Source organism: Methanosalsum zhilinae DSM 4017 (assembly GCF_000217995.1).
Classification (GTDB): domain Archaea; phylum Halobacteriota; class Methanosarcinia; order Methanosarcinales; family Methanosarcinaceae; genus Methanosalsum; species Methanosalsum zhilinae.
The window spans coordinates 711,913-728,796 of record NC_015676.1 but is presented as its reverse complement, the minus strand read 5'-3'; the positions used below and the strand labels follow the sequence as shown (position 1 = coordinate 728,796).

Below are 16,884 nucleotides of genomic sequence, written 5' to 3'. Positions count from 1 at the left end.
ATCATTTGTCATAAATTCTCCAGATGAACTTGGCCCGAGGTCTTATCAATCTATTATCTTCATATTGCTCAAGACAATGAGACGTCCATCCTGCTACTCTTCCAAGAGCAAATATGGAAGTGGATAGCTGAGCAGGGATGCTTAGATACTTATAGGCAACAGCAGCATAAAAATCAACATTTGGATAAATGATTTTTGCACTTTTTTTAACAAATTCCCTGTTGACCACATCCTCAAGTCTCTCTGCAATCTCATACCATCCATTTTCGGCATCTTCATACGAAAGTTCTTTTGCAAGATTGCGATATACTCTGGCCCTTGGGTCATAGGTCTTGTAAACCCGGTGACCAAAACCTGCAATTCTTTTTTTGGCTATGATACATTCTTCCACAAAATTCTCAACATTATCTATGGATCCGATTTCATCAAGCATATTCATAGCCCCGAGTCTGGCTCCTCCATGCAATGGGCCCTTGAGGGTACAGATACCGGAGATTATAGCAGAATGTATATCTGAAAGTGTGGATGCAGTTATCCTTGAAGCAAATGTGGAGGCATTGAGTCCATGTTCAGCGCTCAGTATCAGATCCTTTTCCATAATCTCTGCTTCAAGCTCTGTTGGCCGGGTCCCTTTAAGCATATATAAGAAATTTGCACCATGTCCAAGCTCAGAATCAGGAGAAACTGGTTCAAGGCCGTTTATTATTCTATAAAATGCAGCAACTATAGTTGGAAATTTAGCAATCATTTTAACAGCTTTTCTGGTATTCGCATCTACAGAATTGTCATTATAATCAGCATCATATTGGGAAATGTAAGAAACCGCAGTCCTTAAAACATCCATGGCATCCGCCTGTTTATTGCATATCCTCAATATATCTATTACACCAGAATCCAGCTCTCTTTCATTCCTCAGGGTTGTTATGTAGTCTGAGAGTTCACTTTCATCAGGCAGATAGCCTTTAAGTAACAAATGGGATACTTCTTCATAGGAGTAATCCATTAGATCAGCTACGTTTATGCCTCTGTATGCCAGTATCCCTTTAATTCCATCAATATAGGCGATCTTTGTTTCAACGGCAATAACATCCTCTAAACCTTTTTTGCGGTTATCCACCCTCTACCTCCAGAAATATATAAGTTTCACTGGTTATAGATTATATATAACGTTCTAATATAATAAATAATTGCAGCATTGGTCACTGTAACAACTACAACTAGATATTTGAAATAATGAAAACTGCAACATACCCTACTGAACCTGAAAATATTGGAATTGCCAGATTATCGTCTACATGTGTAAACCACAGCTCTGCAATTGTTGCAGATAATGCCATAATGAGTGCAACAGGCCAGCCTCCAAGGAACAGGTATCCAATAACAAAATTAACTATCAATGCACTCAAACTTCCTTCCAGCGATTTTGGACCGTGAAATATCTTTGTTCTACCATATTTTTTTCCAATAAGTGCTGCAGTCAAATCTCCAAAAGTAGCCATCAGAATTGCAGCCGAGGCAATCTCATAACTGAAGATCGAAATGGAGATTATCGCCCCAATTATAAAGTAAATATGACCAGCCGGATGAGATATTTCATTTTTTCTAAACAGAGACTGCAAAAGAGGAATGCTTATATTGTACTTTAACCTCCCATTTTCAATAATCAGAAATAGGAGTAAAAAAAGAATCAACATTCCCATGACAGCATTCTTTCCGGCATAAAAATAAACGATCACAATTACAACTGAGGTAAGATGGATACTTTTTCGGATAAATTCCTGTAAAATAGTATTTGAGTGCATGCTAACTGACCGAGTTTAGATTTTATGCAGGCGTAAGTCCGACCTTTTTCTATTTATTTGTTCTTTTATAAAATTTCTCTATTCATTTCCATATTTCAGATCATGAAGGTTATGTCACTCTTTTGCTATAAATTCTACAAATAGAACTTTAGGCTTGAATGCTGGAAAAAGCATCAGGCTTATATATCCGTATACATTGATATTTGATGCATTGGATAACAATGTATTGATGCTCGAATATACAGAGGTGATACAAAGTTGAGCAATGATTACCTGGATAAAAAATACTGGAACGGACTGATAAAAATCAGTCTTTCAAGACTCTTTATACTCCGAGTTCTTTATGATGAGCCACTGCACGGTTATGAGATATCCAGGAAAATATCCAGAATGACAAATGGATGCTGTGCACCGACTGAAGGAACACTGTATCCGGTTCTGAAAGAATTTGAAAAAGAAGGATATATTATCTGCAAAAAAGAGACTGTGAGTGGTCGAAGCCGTAAAGTCTGCACCCTAACTGAAAAAGGAAAAAGAGCATGCTGCACTGGTCTTGAGGCATGGAAAGAAACTGCTCAGGCACTGCTGGATGTCCATGAAAAACTGTGCCAGAAAGAGGAAAAATGATGGTTTTCCCTGTACTGGAAGATACATTGGGATTTTTTCTGAAAATTACACTGGAACTGACTATTCTGTTTATTGGAATTTCATTTCTGATAGGATTATTGCAGGAATATGTTCATCCTGACAGAATAAAAAATGCTGCATGCCGCTCACAAAACTGGATAATAAACAACAGTCTTGGTGCAGGTCTGGGTATGACCACGCCTTTTTGCTCATGTTCCACAATACCTCTTCTTCTTGGAATGCTTAAAGGAGGTGTGCCTTTTGGAGCTGCAATGTCCTTTTTAATAGCATCCCCTCTGATTAACCCTGTTATCATGGGATTATTGATAGCTCTTCTGGGGATCAGGGTAGCTGCAATATATTTTATCATTGTATTCCCGGCAGCAGTTATTACAGGATATGTATGGAATAAACTGGGGTTTGAAGATGAAATAAAAAATGTCACAGTCCGGCAAAGTACATGCAAAAAAGCATATATACAGAGCAGTCACAGACAGAAGATGGCAGGTGCCTTTAGAGATTCATGGACTTTATTCAAGCAGATGCTTCCATGGATGCTACTGGGAACAGGAATCGGTTCACTGATTTACGGATATCTTCCGGAAGAATTCATATTAAAAATTGCAGGACCATCCAATCCAATCGCCATTCCTGCTGCTGCACTGATCGGAATACCCATGTATATAAGAGTGGAAACAATGATACCAATAAGTGATGTCCTTATTTCAAAAGGAATGGGAATCGGAGCTGTAATGGCATTGATCATTGGAGGTTCAGGAGCAAGTATACCAATGGTTTCATTGCTATCTGCAATATTTAATAGAAAGCTGGTTATTGCATTCATAATCACTGTAATGGTGCTTGCAACATCAGGTGGGATATTATTCTCCATCCTGAGCTGAGTACAACAGCAAAGTTGAGCCACCAATAAATATATAGATAAATTCCAGGAGAAATATAAAAATGGTTAAAAAGCTATTGAACAGGTTATTTGGTAAAAAAGAAGATGATAAAAAATGCTGTGATTTCGAAATTGTTTCAGAGCCAGAAGATGAAAGTGAAAATAATGAAGAGAATTTCTGAGAAATATTAGCATTCTCATTCATTTTTTTCTACAAAGCGTTTATAGACCCTGGACTGGAATCCATGGTATTTTGAAAAGCCCTCTGCATCCTTTTGATCAATTGTTTCACTGTCAAAGGATACCAGTTCTTTTGAGTACAGCGCATATGGAGAAGTACGTGCCATAATAGATACACTGCCCTTCTGAAGCCTGAGTTTAACAGTTCCGCATACCCTTTCCTGTGTCCTGTCGATAAAAGCGTTCAAATCCTGGTACAGGGGTTCATCTACAAGACCGAAGTAGGCAAGTTCAGACCACTGTGAATCAACCATAGATTTAAATTTTAGCTCAGCTCGTGTGAGTACTAATTTTTCCAGGTCTCTGTGGGCAGTCAGCAATACTGTAGCTGCAGGGTGTTCATAATTCTCTCTGGCTTTGAGTCCGAGTACTCTGTCTTCGATCAGATCAGTACGTCCGACTCCATGAGAACCTGCTAATGTGTTGAGAGTAGCGATCAGCTCAACACCACCAGACATTTGCCCGTTCAGAGAAACAGGTACACCATTCTCAAATCCAATTTCAATAATCTGAGGATCCGGTGCATCTTCAGGAGAAACAGTCCATTCATAGATCTCCTCCGGAGGAACATATCCGGGATCTTCAAGCAATCCTCCTTCAATACTTCTGCTCCAGAGATTTTCATCTACACTCCATGGTTTTTCTGATGTTGCGGTGACAGGTATACCGTGTTCTTTTGCATATTCTATTTCCCACTCTCTTGTAAGGTTCATATCCCTCATAGGAGCGATAACTTCCATGTCTGTCAGCCTGAAAACAGCTTCGAACCTGAGCTGATCATTGCCTTTGCCGGTACACCCGTGTGCAAGAGCAGATGCATCCTCCTTTCTGGCGATCTCTACTACTTTTTTCGCAATTAGTGGACGTGCTATGGAGGTGCCCATCACATAGCCCTCATAATCCCCATTGGCTTTTATCAGGGGAAATATATATTCATTAACAAACTCCTCGCGTGCATCAATGGTATAATGCTTATCACTAATCTTTCGAGCCTTCTCCTCAGCCTTCATCAGGTCTTCTTTAGGCTGTCCAACATCAACTGCTACTGTGATTACCTCATCGCAATCATATCTTTCTTTCAGAAGGGGAATGCATACTGAAGTATCAAGACCCCCAGAGTATGCCAGTACTGCTTTTTTTACCATAATATCAGATCCTTTAAGCTCATAAAATGTCTGTATGTGTTGTGGTACATATATAAAATAGATGGCCAGAGTGCATAATGCAACTCATTTTAAGCCCTCATTTGCTTTATTGCTTGTAACTGCCCTGCAATACTTCCCGGTTATAATCGTTTACCGATTTAATTATAATATCACCATTCTTCATGGCATCCATTGCCTCGGCTGCTGCAACTGCAGCCTGAACAGTGGTAATGTATGGCACCCTGAAATCAACAGCCGCTCTACGTATCTGATAGCCGTCTTTGCGTGCCTGCTTGCTAGTGGGAGTATTTATGATAAGAGAAACTTCATTTCTCCGGAGCATATCGATAACATTGGGACTACCATCATGAACTTTCTTGATGGTCTCCATTTCAATCCCATGTTCTGACATGTAGTTAGAAGTGCCGCGGGTACCCATAAGCTCCAATCCTACTTTCTGCATTTTCCTTGCAACTTCCACCATCTTTTCCTTATCTTCATTCCTGATAGACATGAATACCTTACCAGCAAGTGGTAAAAGGTTCTCAGCACTCAACTGTGCCTTAAAGAAGGCAAGACCGAAGCTATAATCAATACCCATAACCTCACCGGTACTCTTCATCTCGGGACCAAGTACCGGGTCTGCACCAGGAAGTTTATCAAATGGCAACAGAACCTCTTTTACAGAAACATGATCTACAGAGGGTTCTTTTTCCTGAGTGTATCCCAGATCTTTCAGAGTATGGCCAATAATAACCTGAGCAGCTATTTTTGCTAGAGGCAATCCAACTGCTTTGGATACAAAAGGAATTGTTCTGCTTGAACGAGGGTTTGCTTCCAGAACATATATATCATCTCCTTTTTTAGCCATCTGAATGTTGATCAGACCCTTTACATTCAATGAAAGAGCTATTTTGCGGGTATACTCCCTTACTGTGGATAGTGTATCTTCAGACAGTGATTGCGGCGGGATCACACAGGCTGAGTCTCCGGAATGAACTCCGGCTTCTTCTATGTGCTCCATGATAGCACCTATAAGAACATCCTTCCCATCACATACAGCATCCACATCAATCTCAATTGCACCTTCAAGGAAATCATCAATCAGAATCGGATGCTCCGGAGAAACTCTTACAGCTTCCCGCATATAACGTTCAAGATCATTTCTGTCATAAACGATTTCCATGGCCCTGCCACCAAGTACATAGGAGGGTCTTACAAGAACAGGGTATCCAATCCTTGATGCAATTTTCAATGCCTCTTCATGTGATGTTGCATATCCTGCATCTGGCTGTTTTATGTCCAATCTGTTCATCATCTGATTGAATTTTTCCCTGTCCTCTGCGATATCAATACTCTCAGGGGATGTTCCAAGAATAACAGTTTCCAGATCCTGCCGTCTTTTAAGTTCGTTTTCAAGTGAAAGTGCAAGATTTACAGAAGTCTGTCCTCCAAATTGTACCAGTACACCATACGGGCGCTCCCTGTCAATAACATTCATTACATCTTCAAGGGTAATGGGCTCAAAAAACAGTTTATCTGAAGTATCATAATCTGTGGAGACTGTTTCAGGATTATTGTTGATGATATGTGTTTCAATACCTTCACTGCGTATAGCAGAAACAGCATGGACTGTACAGTAATCAAATTCAATACCCTGACCGATACGTATGGGACCCGCACCAATTATCAGTATCTTTTTGCGATCTGTAGGTTCTGCTTCACACTGTGTTTCATAGCAGGAATAATAATAAGGAGTTGCTGCAGCAAACTCGGCTGCGCATGTGTCCACCATCTTGTAGGTCACCGAAATACCTGTACTGCGCCTTAGATCATTAATCTCCTCACGGGTCTTATCTGTAAGTGCGGCAATTCGTGAATCCGTTAGACCCATGCGTTTGGCTTTTTTAAGGAGTGAGGATGGGATCTCTTCGACAGGTAGATTAGAATATTTTCTAAACTCATCCTCAATATCTACAATATTCTTCATCTTCTGAATAAAGAAGGGATCTATGCTGCTCATTTCACAGATTTCATCCACTGTAAATCCAGTCTCAAGAGCTTTATAAATTACAAAAAGTCTTTCACTGGTTGGTATTTTCAGCAAGTTTATAATTTCATTTCTGTCCCACTTGCCGGATCCCAAGTCTATATCGATATCAAGAGAGCGAACTGCCTTGAGCAATGATTGTTCGATCGTCCTACCAATGGACATTACCTCTCCAGTACTTTTCATTGATGTGGTAAGGGTTTTATCAGCAGTTACGAATTTATCAAAAGGCCATCTGGGAATTTTGGTCACAACATAGTCTATTGTGGGTTCAAATGATGCAGGTGTCTTCTTGGTTACATCATTCAATATCTCATCCAGCCTCATACCAACAGCTATTTTCGCACTGACTCTGGCAATAGGATAACCTGTTGCCTTGGATGCAAGTGCTGATGAACGGGATACACGAGGATTTACCTCAACAACCCTGTATTCACCATCTTTTGCTGCGAACTGGATGTTACAGCCACCTTCTATCCCAAAAGAACGGATGATCTTTATTGCAGCCGACCTGAGAGTCTGATGTTCTTCATCTGTGAGAGTCTGGGATGGAGTTACAACCATCGATTCACCGGTATGGATTCCCATTGGATCGATATTTTCCATATTGCATATAACAAGACATGTGTCATTTGAATCCCTGATAACCTCATATTCAAATTCCTTCCACCCAAGAACACTTTCTTCGATAAGAACCTGGTTGATACGACTTCTGCGAAGTCCATTTTCCACGATCTGCAAGAGTTCATCTCTTGTGCGGGCAATTCCACCCCCTGCTCCCCCAAGTGTATAGGCAGGTCTTACGATCAGGGGAAGTCCAAGCTCATCGATCATTTTTTCGGCATCTGCTATGGAAGAAATAGCTCTGCTGCGAGCTACCTTTTCTCCAACTCTTTCCATTGCCTGTTTGAATAATTCACGGTCTTCTGTATCCCTTATTGCATCCAGAGAAGTTCCCAGAAGCTTTACCCCGTATTTATCAAGAATACCCAGTTCGGCCAGTTCACTGGTCATGTTAAGCCCGGTCTGCCCCCCTATACCGGCAATAATACCATCTGGGCGTTCTTTTTCAATAATTTTTTCTATAACCCTTGCTTCAAGAGGTTCGATATAAACCGCATCTGCAGTTTCAGGATCTGTCATAATAGTTGCCGGATTTGAGTTTACCAGAACTACCTCATAGCCTTCCTCTTTAAGAGATCTACATGCCTGGCTTCCAGAAAAATCAAACTCTGCTGCCTGTCCGATCATGATAGGTCCGGAGCCTATCAGCAGGATCTTTTTTATGTCATTCCTTTTTGGCATTATTTTGCACCTCCGACAGTCCTGATAACTTTATCAAAGAATAAACTTTCAGTATCCATGGGGCCCGCGTGGGCTTCCGGATGATATTGCACACTGAAAATATCCAGATAATCGTGAGAAATTCCTTCAACGGTCTGATCATTGGCATTCACCTGCGTTACCTTTATTTCAGTACCGTCCAGAGAATCACCATCAACTGCAAATCCGTGATTCTGAGAAGTAATATAAATATTACCGGATTCAAGATCCTTCACTGGTTGATTTGCTCCTCTGTGACCGAATTTGAGTTTGTAAGTATCTGCACCCATTGCACGACCAATTATCTGATTTCCGAAACATATGCCCATTATAGGAAACTGACCTGCAAATTCCTTCACATTATTTATGGCAGCTGACGCATGTCTGGGATCTCCGGGACCATTTGTCAGAAAAAGGAAATCCGGATCATAACTTTCAATTGTTGAAGCCGGTGATGTAGCCGGAACAACTGTAATATCTACTCCTCGGTCCAAAAGACTGGATAGTATATTATTCTTCAGTCCAAGATCAATTACCACCGCATTCATTTTATTCAAGGAGCTTTTTTCACTCTTTATATGGTATGGCTCTCTGCAGGTCACTTTCGATAAAAGATCGAGTTCAGATATTGGAGGTAACTTTCTTGCAAGCTCCACAGCTTCTTCACCGTCATCACTTCCTACAATCAAAGCTGACCGCATTGCTCCGTGTTCACGTGTTTTGATGGTCAACATTCGAGTATCAATCTCTGAAATACCGGGAATCCCTTCATCTTCAGCCCACTGAACTATATTACGTGAGGATCTGTGATGGCTGGGATAGTTGCACAGCTCCCGCACAACAAAACCTTCCGCCTTAATCCCATCTGATTGGAAGTGATCTCCACTTACTCCATAGTTTCCTATCAGAGGATATGTGAACATCAAAATCTGTCCCTTATAAGAAGGATCAGTAAGAGCCTCTTCGTATCCGGTGTACTGAGTTGTAAAAACAAGTTCACCACGAACTGTACCTTCGGCACCAAAACCTGTGCCTTTAACGTATGTTCCATCTTCTAATCCTAATACCGCATCCATAATCAGAACCTGCATATACATGTAATAAATAGGCTATAAGTATTGCGATACGAATCTATCAAAGGCACTATAAATAGGGCTGATTATCGACACAGTAGTAAATTAGATATAATCTGAAAAGCCATTTCTTAATAGAAATCCTTTCCAGGGTAACCAGAATGGCCACAAAATTGCTTGAATTAATATTACCGGCTGAAAAGCATGAGCGTGTAAAAGAATTACTTGAGAATAAAAATCATCTTGGTGCATGGTTTTCAACACTCGAAGATGAAAAAATTCTGGTCAGAATAGTGGCACGTGCAGAAAACAGTCAGGAAATCATAGATGAACTCACACACTGGTTCTCAGTTACAGAGGGATTCAGAATCATCATCCATTCAATTGATGCAACCATACCACGTCCTGAAGAGCCTGAGAACAACGAAGAACTGGCTGAGGGAAAAAGTGATGAAAATACAAAAAAGGAAGTCAGGTATGGGAGTATAACCCGTGAAGAGCTTTATGAGGAAGTATCCATAAGTACCAAAATAACATCTGAATATTACGTACTGGTTATTCTCTCGACCATTGTGGCTGTTATTGGAGTACTGGAGAATAGTGTAGCAATAATTATAGGAGCAATGGTCATTGCGCCACTGCTTGGACCGAATATATCTCTATCTCTGGCAACTACTCTGGCAGATTTTCAGCTTGGATTGAAGTCACTCAAAGTTGATCTGATTGGCATTTCAATAGCCATAATCATATCCTTCTTTGCAGGAATGTTTGCATTTGTTGATCCCACGATCACAGAGATTTCAACAAGGACGGAAGTAAATTTTGGATATGTTATACTTGGACTTGCAGCCGGTGGTGCAGGAGCACTTTCCATAACTACCGGAGTTTCTGCTGCAATTGTAGGAGTCATGGTTGCAGTTGCCCTCTTGCCACCCCTTGTGGTATTTGGGCTATTGCTAGGAGCAGGCTACATCAACCTTGCATTTGGTGCAATGTTGCTCTTCCTGGTGAATATCATAGCTATCAATCTTTCAGGGGTTATCACATTTTATGCTCAGGGTGTTAGGCCCAGTAACTGGTGGGATATAGCTGAAGCAAAGAAAACCACCACCTATGCAATGATAACATGGGTCATGATGCTGTTTGCTTTAATCCTGCTGATTTACATATCCCAGAGCTGAATTACCAGCCAATCAGGATCAGGAGTTTTCATTTAGTCTCTTCTGAATCCTGTCCTTTAGAATCTGGCTTACAAGCTTGCCATCAACCTTACCACGAAATTCTTTCATGACAACTCCCATCAGGGGACCAACCGCTGCCATCTGTTTTTCTTTTATGAAATCCTCCCTGCTATACAGTACCTCATCAATGAATTTTTGAATCTGCTCATCATCAGCTCCCAACAGCCCAAGTTCAGAAGCGGCTTCCTCTGCGGTAATTGAAGGGTTTTTGCTCAGATAGCGAAGAATATCCCCTATTCCCTCCTTTGCAATTGTTCCTTCTCCAATAAGATCAAATAGCTGCATCAGGTGATCTTCATCCAGTGCTTCAACATCAGCACCTTCTCTTCTCAGTTCAGGAATGATGGCTGTTATTGTTCTAACTATCAGGGTCGGAGTGATAAACTGATTACCCTTATACATGGAGGCCAGATTCTCAAACAGCGTTAGATCCCTTGAGTATACAATCATCCGGGCCATTTCATCGTTTAGCCCATATTCCTGTGAATACCTCTTTGCCTTCTCAGAAAGCAGCTCCGGAATTTCAAGACTGTCAAAATAATCAGAAGAAATCTCTACAGGAGGAACATCTGTCTCCGGATACATTCGGGCAGCTCCGGGGAGGGGTCTCATATACGAACTGTTTCCGTCAGGCAATGCTCTTCGTGTGGATTCAGCAACTCCTCCTTCAAGAACTTTTTTTGCATATTCGACAATACCTTCCATAGCTGAATATGCCCTATCTGCCTCATCTGAAACCATTATCAGTGCATCATTCTGGTCGGCATCCATAATCCTGCGCATTGCTGAAATCTCCTCATTAACAATCCCATAATTTGGAAGCTCATCTGTATGGAAGATTCCGCCAACTCCTGATGTCTTTGCATGATCAGACATTTCAGTTCCAAAACGCCTCTCCGGCTGAACTTCTTTACCAATAAACCCTCCAAAGCCCTGCATTTTAACTGCCAGGACTTTTCCGTTATCTTTTTTCAGGGCCTTTTTAATTACCTTGGATCCAGTATCTGAAAAAATGTCAGTAACATCAAATATCTGTTCATTTACCTTTGCTCCTCTTTTGTTCAGATCATCCCTTATCCTCAGCAGATTTACCTGTCTTTCAACTTCACGTTCAACTATGGTATCAATCATATCAAGTGCCTGAACGCCTTTTATCTCAACCCTTGCACCTCGTGCTATCGAAATATTAACATCCTGGCGGATTGTCCCAAGACCTCTTTTGACACTGCCTGTGGATCTAAGTAGCATACCGATCTGTTGTGCCGTTTCTCTTGCATGCAAGGGAGAGATGATATCAGGAGAGGTTCCAATCTCAACCAGAGGAATACCCAGTCGGTCAAGGGAATAAATAACCGAATCTCCTTCATCTGTAATCTTTTGAGATGCTTCCTCCTCAACACACAGAACATCCACACCGACATCTCCTTCACTGGTTTCAACTCTACCATTACCTGCAAGAAATGCAGTTCTCTGGAAACCTGTGGTATTTGAGCCATCAAGAACGATCTTACGCATTACATGAACCTGGTCAACAGGACGCATTTTCAGCATTTTTGCAATCACAAGAGATGTTTCAAGGGCTTCCCGATTCATTTGAGAAGGTGGTTCTTCATCGTATTCGACCAGGCAGGTTGTATCATATGCCCTGTAGATGTACTTTCTATTGAGCTTAGACTGTTCTACAGCAGCCCGGTCAGTTTCTCCCATTTCACTGACCACTGGCCTAAGATACCTGAAAAATTCCATGTTGGAATCTTCAGTGTCTCTTATCAAAGTAGGACATTTGCAAAAAAGTTTTTCTTTTGAATCAAGCTGCTGATGAATCTCAAGTCCACATTTTAAACCAAGATCTCTATAATCAAATTTTTCACTCATAGGAAATACCATCTCTCATACAGTAATTTTAAAGCTATCTAATCAAAGTAAATAGATCCTCGGGCAATATGCAATATTATCAAAGCCTTATTGTTGCTTTATTGTTATTACTATTTTTTCATTGTTTAGAATATTTATTTTCAGAAAGTTCTGTATTTTGTGTTCGTCAGGATCAAATATTATAAATGAATTTGATTTTGTAATTAAATGATAACAGAATTAAGTTACTGATCTTCCTTGTCCGATTTTTCAATTCTTTTTCTGAATTTCATATTCTTAAAAGTTGATTTTGCCTTTTCAAGACTCTCTTTTGCGGCTATTAGATACGACTCATCAACTTCCGGAATCTTCACTTCAACATACTCTTTTGGACCTTCCTTTTCAAGTTCAATTGACCTTGAAGTATCAGGATGGCATCTTTTTGACGTCACTATAGACTCAATTGCATCCTTCCACTGGAATGCCCATGGGGATTCAGGTATATCTGTATGACGGACTTTTTCGCGGGAGACTTTCATAACATCATGAGGACAGGCATTCACACAGGCACCGCAATATATACAGTACTCATCCTTCATCGCGATCTTGTGACCAATATCGTTATTTTCCGGCACATACCATAGATGTGAGGGACATACGTTAAAGCAGCCATGACATCCATGAGGATCACATTTTTCAACATTGTTTTCCCTGAGAATGATCTGTCCTTCAAATGGCTTTTTCACACAGACTGCGTCATACGGACAAACTGCACTGCACCAGGAACATCTGGTACACAGATCATCATCAATTGTAACCTTTCCTTCCAGAGAGGGAACCTGATATTTGTTTTCAGTTCCTCCGGTAGTTCGGATTGCATCTTCAGGGCAAAGGCCCACACAGAGGCCACAGTAGTCACATTTATCTTCATCAACAAGTATCTGTTCATATGGTAAAGGATCAACCGGATCTGGCTCTCTTTCCACCATAACAAAAGCTTCACAGAATATAGAACATACACCGCATAGATTGCATTTATTCTCATCTATTTCAATTGATCCTTCTGCACTTTCATCAAATGGTGCAATTTCATCCTTTTTTGGAATTAAAAATTCTACAGTAATAGCATCTTCAGGACATGATCGTTCACAGAGCGTGCAGGGAAGACATTTTTCATTGATCTGTACACCTGAATCCAGTTTGGGATATTCATCCTTCTGAGGAAACTGCCCTGTAATGTCCATCTTGAATGCCTTTACAGGACAGAAACCAGCACACATACCGCAGAAAGTACATTTATCAATGTCCATCATCACAGGAGGAGAATCCATTCCTGTAGCAATCTCCTTAATGGGTCCAAGTTCCAGAGCATCAACCGGACACACAACCACACAGAGACCACAGCCAGTACATCTTTTATAGTCATAATCCAGGACCTTCAGAGATTTTTCAGTCTCTTCCTGATAGATGAAGTGGTTACCCTGTACATCCATACTTTTTTTTACAGTGACAGAATCCCCTTTTCCATCTTCGCTCAATCTGCTGCCTCCAGGATTTCATGACCTACGGGACCAATATTTTTGAGATTATCCACAAAATCATCAACTGTTTTTGCAAATTTTTCACATTCTGATGCTGATATCCAGAGAAGTCTCAGTCTGGATGGATCAATACCTGTCTCTTCCAGCACATTCTGAAGCGCTTCAAGTCGTTTCTTGGCACTGTAGTTTGCGTGGACATAATGACATTCCCCAAGTTTACAACCGGCAACAAGCACACCGTCAGCACCACCTTCCAGAGCCTTTATAACAAATTCGGGATCAACCCTTCCTGCACACATTGTCCTGATTATTCGGATATTTGTAGAATAATCTATTCTGGAAACACCGGCCAGATCAGCACATGAATAGCTGCACCAGTTACACAGAAAACCAATTATCAGAGGAAATTCATCCCTGGATTCAACTGCAGCCTCAATCTGTGCAAATATCTGCTCATCTGTAAAGTGCCTCATATCTATAGCATCTGTTGGACAGGCAGCACTGCACGTGCCACACCCCTGACAGGATATTTCATCAACAACAGCTTTACTGTCAATAACCCTGATCTTTCCAAAAATGCATACATCTTCACATAGACCGCAACCTACACAACTGGCCTTTTCAACAACAGCACACAGAGGATCCGCTTCAAGTTCCCCTGATCCCAGAAGCTTCATCACCTTTGCAGCAGCTGCACAACCCTGAGCAATTGATGACTGAATATCCTTTGGGCCTGTTGCACATCCTGCAATGAATACACCATCAATATGAGAGTCTACCGGACGCATCTTGGGGTGGGCAATTGAATAAAACCGGTCTGCTCTGCAGGAGAGATTGAGCATTCTCGTAATTGTCCGGGAATTTTCCGGTGCTTCCATTCCTGTTGCCAGCACGATCATATCATAGGATTCCTGTCGTATCTCTGATTCAAGGGTATCCTCAAACCTGAGAGCAGGACGACCCTGTTTATCCATCAGAACCTGAGATGCTTTACCTCTGATAAAATCAATACCCATGGATTGTGTTTTTGTATAATACTCTTCATACATTTCTCCAGATGCACGTACATCGATATAATGAATGACGATTTCAATCTGCGGATATCTCTCCTTTAGAAGCTGAGCATTCTTCATTGATGCCATGCAGCATACCCTTGAACAGTATGGATTATCTACAGATTCATCACGTGAGCCTACACATTGTATGAAGGCAACTCTTTCAGGTACTTTGCCAGATGAAGGAACTACAACCCTTCCCCTGGTTGGACCTGATGCATTGAGAAGGCGCTCAAGCTCCATATTGGTGATAACATCCGGATATATTCCATACCCATATTCTTCCTTTCTGGAGGCATCAAACAAACTGTAGCCTGTAGAAACTATGATGGCTCCTGCATTGAATATGAACTCTTCTTCCTTCTGTTTGTAGTCAATTGCCTCTGCGGGGCATGCGAGGCTGCAAAGACCGCATCCTACACAGTAGTCACTGTTTATATAGGCTACCTGGGGAACTGACTGGGGAATGGGAATACTGATCGCTTTTTTCTTTCCGAGTCCATAGTCAAATTTGGAGGGGATCTCAACCGGGCACACGCCAGAACAATCTTCCACACAGCCCTTACATTTATCTTCCAGCACATATCTGGGTCTTTTTACACCTTTTATCTTAAAATTACCCACATTACCTGTTATTTCAGTAATCTGTGAAAGTGTCAGAAGAGTTATATTTGGATGGTTGTGAACTTCGGTCATCTTGGGTGCTAGAACACATATGGAACAATCGTTTGTGGGAAATACTTCATTTATAAGAGCCATTTTTCCCCCGATCGTTGGCTCCTGTTCTATAAGGTGTACATTATATCCTGAATCAGCAAGGTTTAATGAAGCTTCTATTCCTGTAACACCGCCTCCTATGACCAGTACATCGGTATTTATCCGGAATTTTTCAATATCAAGTGGATTGGAATGTTTCAACCTTGCCAGACCCATCTTTATGAGGTCAAATGCTTTCTGAGTAGCCATCTGGGGATTATTACCATGCACCCAGGAGCATTGTTCCCGAATATTTACCATTTCAAGAAGATAGGGATTGATACCTGCTTTTTCAATAACTCTTCTAAAGGTCTGCTCATGCAGTTTTGGGGAACATGCTGCAACCAGAATCCTGTCCAGGTTATTATCACCTATGTCTTCAATGATATATTCTTGACCTGCATCAGAACACATGAACTGGACATCTCTCACCACAGCTACATCTTCAAGTTTTTCTACTTTGGAATGCAATATGTCAACATTAATGACATTGGCAATATTGAGACCACAATGACATATGTATACTCCAATTTTCATGATTATGCACTAATATGCTGGATAATTTTTGTTAGAGATATAGTTTTGGTATATCTGAAACATTTCTAATGTCCCATAACTTATAGATATTATTTTTCTCGAAAACAATCTTAAATCTTGAGATAATAGATTAATTATATAGATACTAATATATAGCTTAATATAATTATTAATTATTATAAATTTTACGCACCTACTGCCATCATCAGATCTGGATACAAAAAATAAATAATCTATCAGTAAGAAACAGTACCCAGACCTGTATTCATACAAAAGTTATTCAGATACATCATTGTATTATCAACAGGTGCGATCAGCCAGCCCCGAGTAAGCAGCAGTGTAGGTCTTTCAGCAAGGCGAGCCAGAAAATTCTGATACACCAGGAGATAAAGAGATATATGACAGAAGAAACAAAGAATAAAATACGCAAATGGGCACAGAAGTATGCAGAAAAGAAGGGATATGCTCTCAATCCGGATGAAGAAATACTTGATATGGTCATAGAAGGTCTTTCAAATAACCTTGAAAAATATGGAAAAAGATACTGCCCCTGCCGCATTATCACAGGTGATGAAAAAGAAGACCGAAAGATAATATGTCCGTGCATATACCATGAGGAAGAGGTTGAAACCGATGGATCATGCCATTGTTCTTTATTCTTTAAAAGGAAATGATATGTATTTCTTCAATAACTGTATAATATAAATATGATCCATTAATTCGAGCTGAAGGTGTTATA

At 40.7% G+C, this 16,884-nt stretch carries 12 protein-coding genes; 4 read left to right on the top strand and 8 right to left on the bottom strand.

The window, feature by feature from the left end; genetic code table 11:
• Position 1 precedes the first annotated feature (1 nt).
• Entirely contained in the window at positions 2–1,117 is a 1,116-nt protein-coding gene (locus MZHIL_RS03390) for a citrate/2-methylcitrate synthase (protein WP_013897971.1), read from the bottom strand.
• 100 nt (positions 1,118–1,217) lie between these two features.
• Positions 1,218–1,802, bottom strand: coding sequence for a diacylglycerol/polyprenol kinase family protein (locus MZHIL_RS03385; protein WP_013897970.1), 585 nt, complete (start codon positions 1,800–1,802; stop codon positions 1,218–1,220).
• 258 nt (positions 1,803–2,060) lie between these two features.
• On the opposite strand from MZHIL_RS03385, the gene MZHIL_RS03380 reads away from it, so the two are divergent.
• Together MZHIL_RS03380 and MZHIL_RS03375 are read left to right on the top strand one after the other, a co-directional pair.
• Positions 2,061–2,429 (top strand): PadR family transcriptional regulator, encoded by a 369-nt coding sequence (locus MZHIL_RS03380; protein ID WP_013897969.1) that lies wholly within the window; start codon positions 2,061–2,063, stop codon positions 2,427–2,429.
• A complete protein-coding gene (locus MZHIL_RS03375; protein ID WP_245527560.1) occupies positions 2,408–3,331 on the top strand; it encodes a permease in 924 nt (307 codons plus the stop codon). Before MZHIL_RS03380 ends, MZHIL_RS03375 begins: the two co-directional genes overlap by 22 nt.
• A gap of 196 nt (positions 3,332–3,527) precedes the next feature.
• Here the strand turns inward: MZHIL_RS03375 and MZHIL_RS03370 are convergent, their stop codons facing one another.
• The 3 genes from MZHIL_RS03370 to carA all read right to left on the bottom strand — a co-directional run bounded on the left by MZHIL_RS03370 (position 3,528) and on the right by carA (position 9,164).
• Entirely contained in the window at positions 3,528–4,715 is a 1,188-nt protein-coding gene (locus tag MZHIL_RS03370; protein WP_013897966.1) for an argininosuccinate synthase, read from the bottom strand.
• Positions 4,716–4,821: 106 nt separating this feature from the next.
• Positions 4,822–8,070 (bottom strand): carbamoyl-phosphate synthase large subunit, encoded by a 3,249-nt coding sequence (carB, locus tag MZHIL_RS03365; protein ID WP_013897965.1) that lies wholly within the window; start codon positions 8,068–8,070, stop codon positions 4,822–4,824.
• Entirely contained in the window at positions 8,070–9,164 is a 1,095-nt protein-coding gene (gene carA, locus MZHIL_RS03360) for a glutamine-hydrolyzing carbamoyl-phosphate synthase small subunit (RefSeq protein ID WP_013897964.1), read from the bottom strand. Before carA ends, carB begins: the two co-directional genes overlap by 1 nt.
• A gap of 158 nt (positions 9,165–9,322) precedes the next feature.
• On the opposite strand from carA, the gene MZHIL_RS03355 reads away from it, so the two are divergent.
• On the top strand, positions 9,323–10,342 hold the full coding sequence (locus MZHIL_RS03355; RefSeq protein WP_013897963.1) for a TIGR00341 family protein: 1,020 nt from the start codon (positions 9,323–9,325) through the stop codon (positions 10,340–10,342).
• Between the two features lie 18 nt (positions 10,343–10,360).
• Here MZHIL_RS03355 and gatE read toward each other — a convergent pair whose 3' ends face one another.
• From gatE to hdrA2, 3 genes are all read right to left on the bottom strand, one after another.
• Positions 10,361–12,277: a Glu-tRNA(Gln) amidotransferase subunit GatE gene (gene gatE / locus MZHIL_RS03350; RefSeq protein WP_013897962.1), complete on the bottom strand. Its 1,917-nt coding sequence runs from the start codon at positions 12,275–12,277 to the stop codon at positions 10,361–10,363.
• 224 nt (positions 12,278–12,501) lie between these two features.
• Entirely contained in the window at positions 12,502–13,794 is a 1,293-nt protein-coding gene (locus MZHIL_RS03345) for a 4Fe-4S binding protein (RefSeq protein ID WP_013897961.1), read from the bottom strand.
• Positions 13,791–16,145 carry a CoB-CoM heterodisulfide reductase HdrA2 gene (gene hdrA2, locus MZHIL_RS03340; RefSeq protein WP_013897960.1) on the bottom strand — a complete coding sequence of 785 codons (2,355 nt, stop codon included), beginning with the start codon at positions 16,143–16,145 and terminating at the stop codon, positions 13,791–13,793. Before hdrA2 ends, MZHIL_RS03345 begins: the two co-directional genes overlap by 4 nt.
• Before the next feature lie 398 nt (positions 16,146–16,543).
• On the opposite strand from hdrA2, the gene MZHIL_RS03335 reads away from it, so the two are divergent.
• A complete protein-coding gene (locus MZHIL_RS03335) occupies positions 16,544–16,819 on the top strand; it encodes a ferredoxin-thioredoxin reductase catalytic domain-containing protein (protein WP_013897959.1) in 276 nt (91 codons plus the stop codon).
• Positions 16,820–16,884 lie beyond the last annotated feature (65 nt).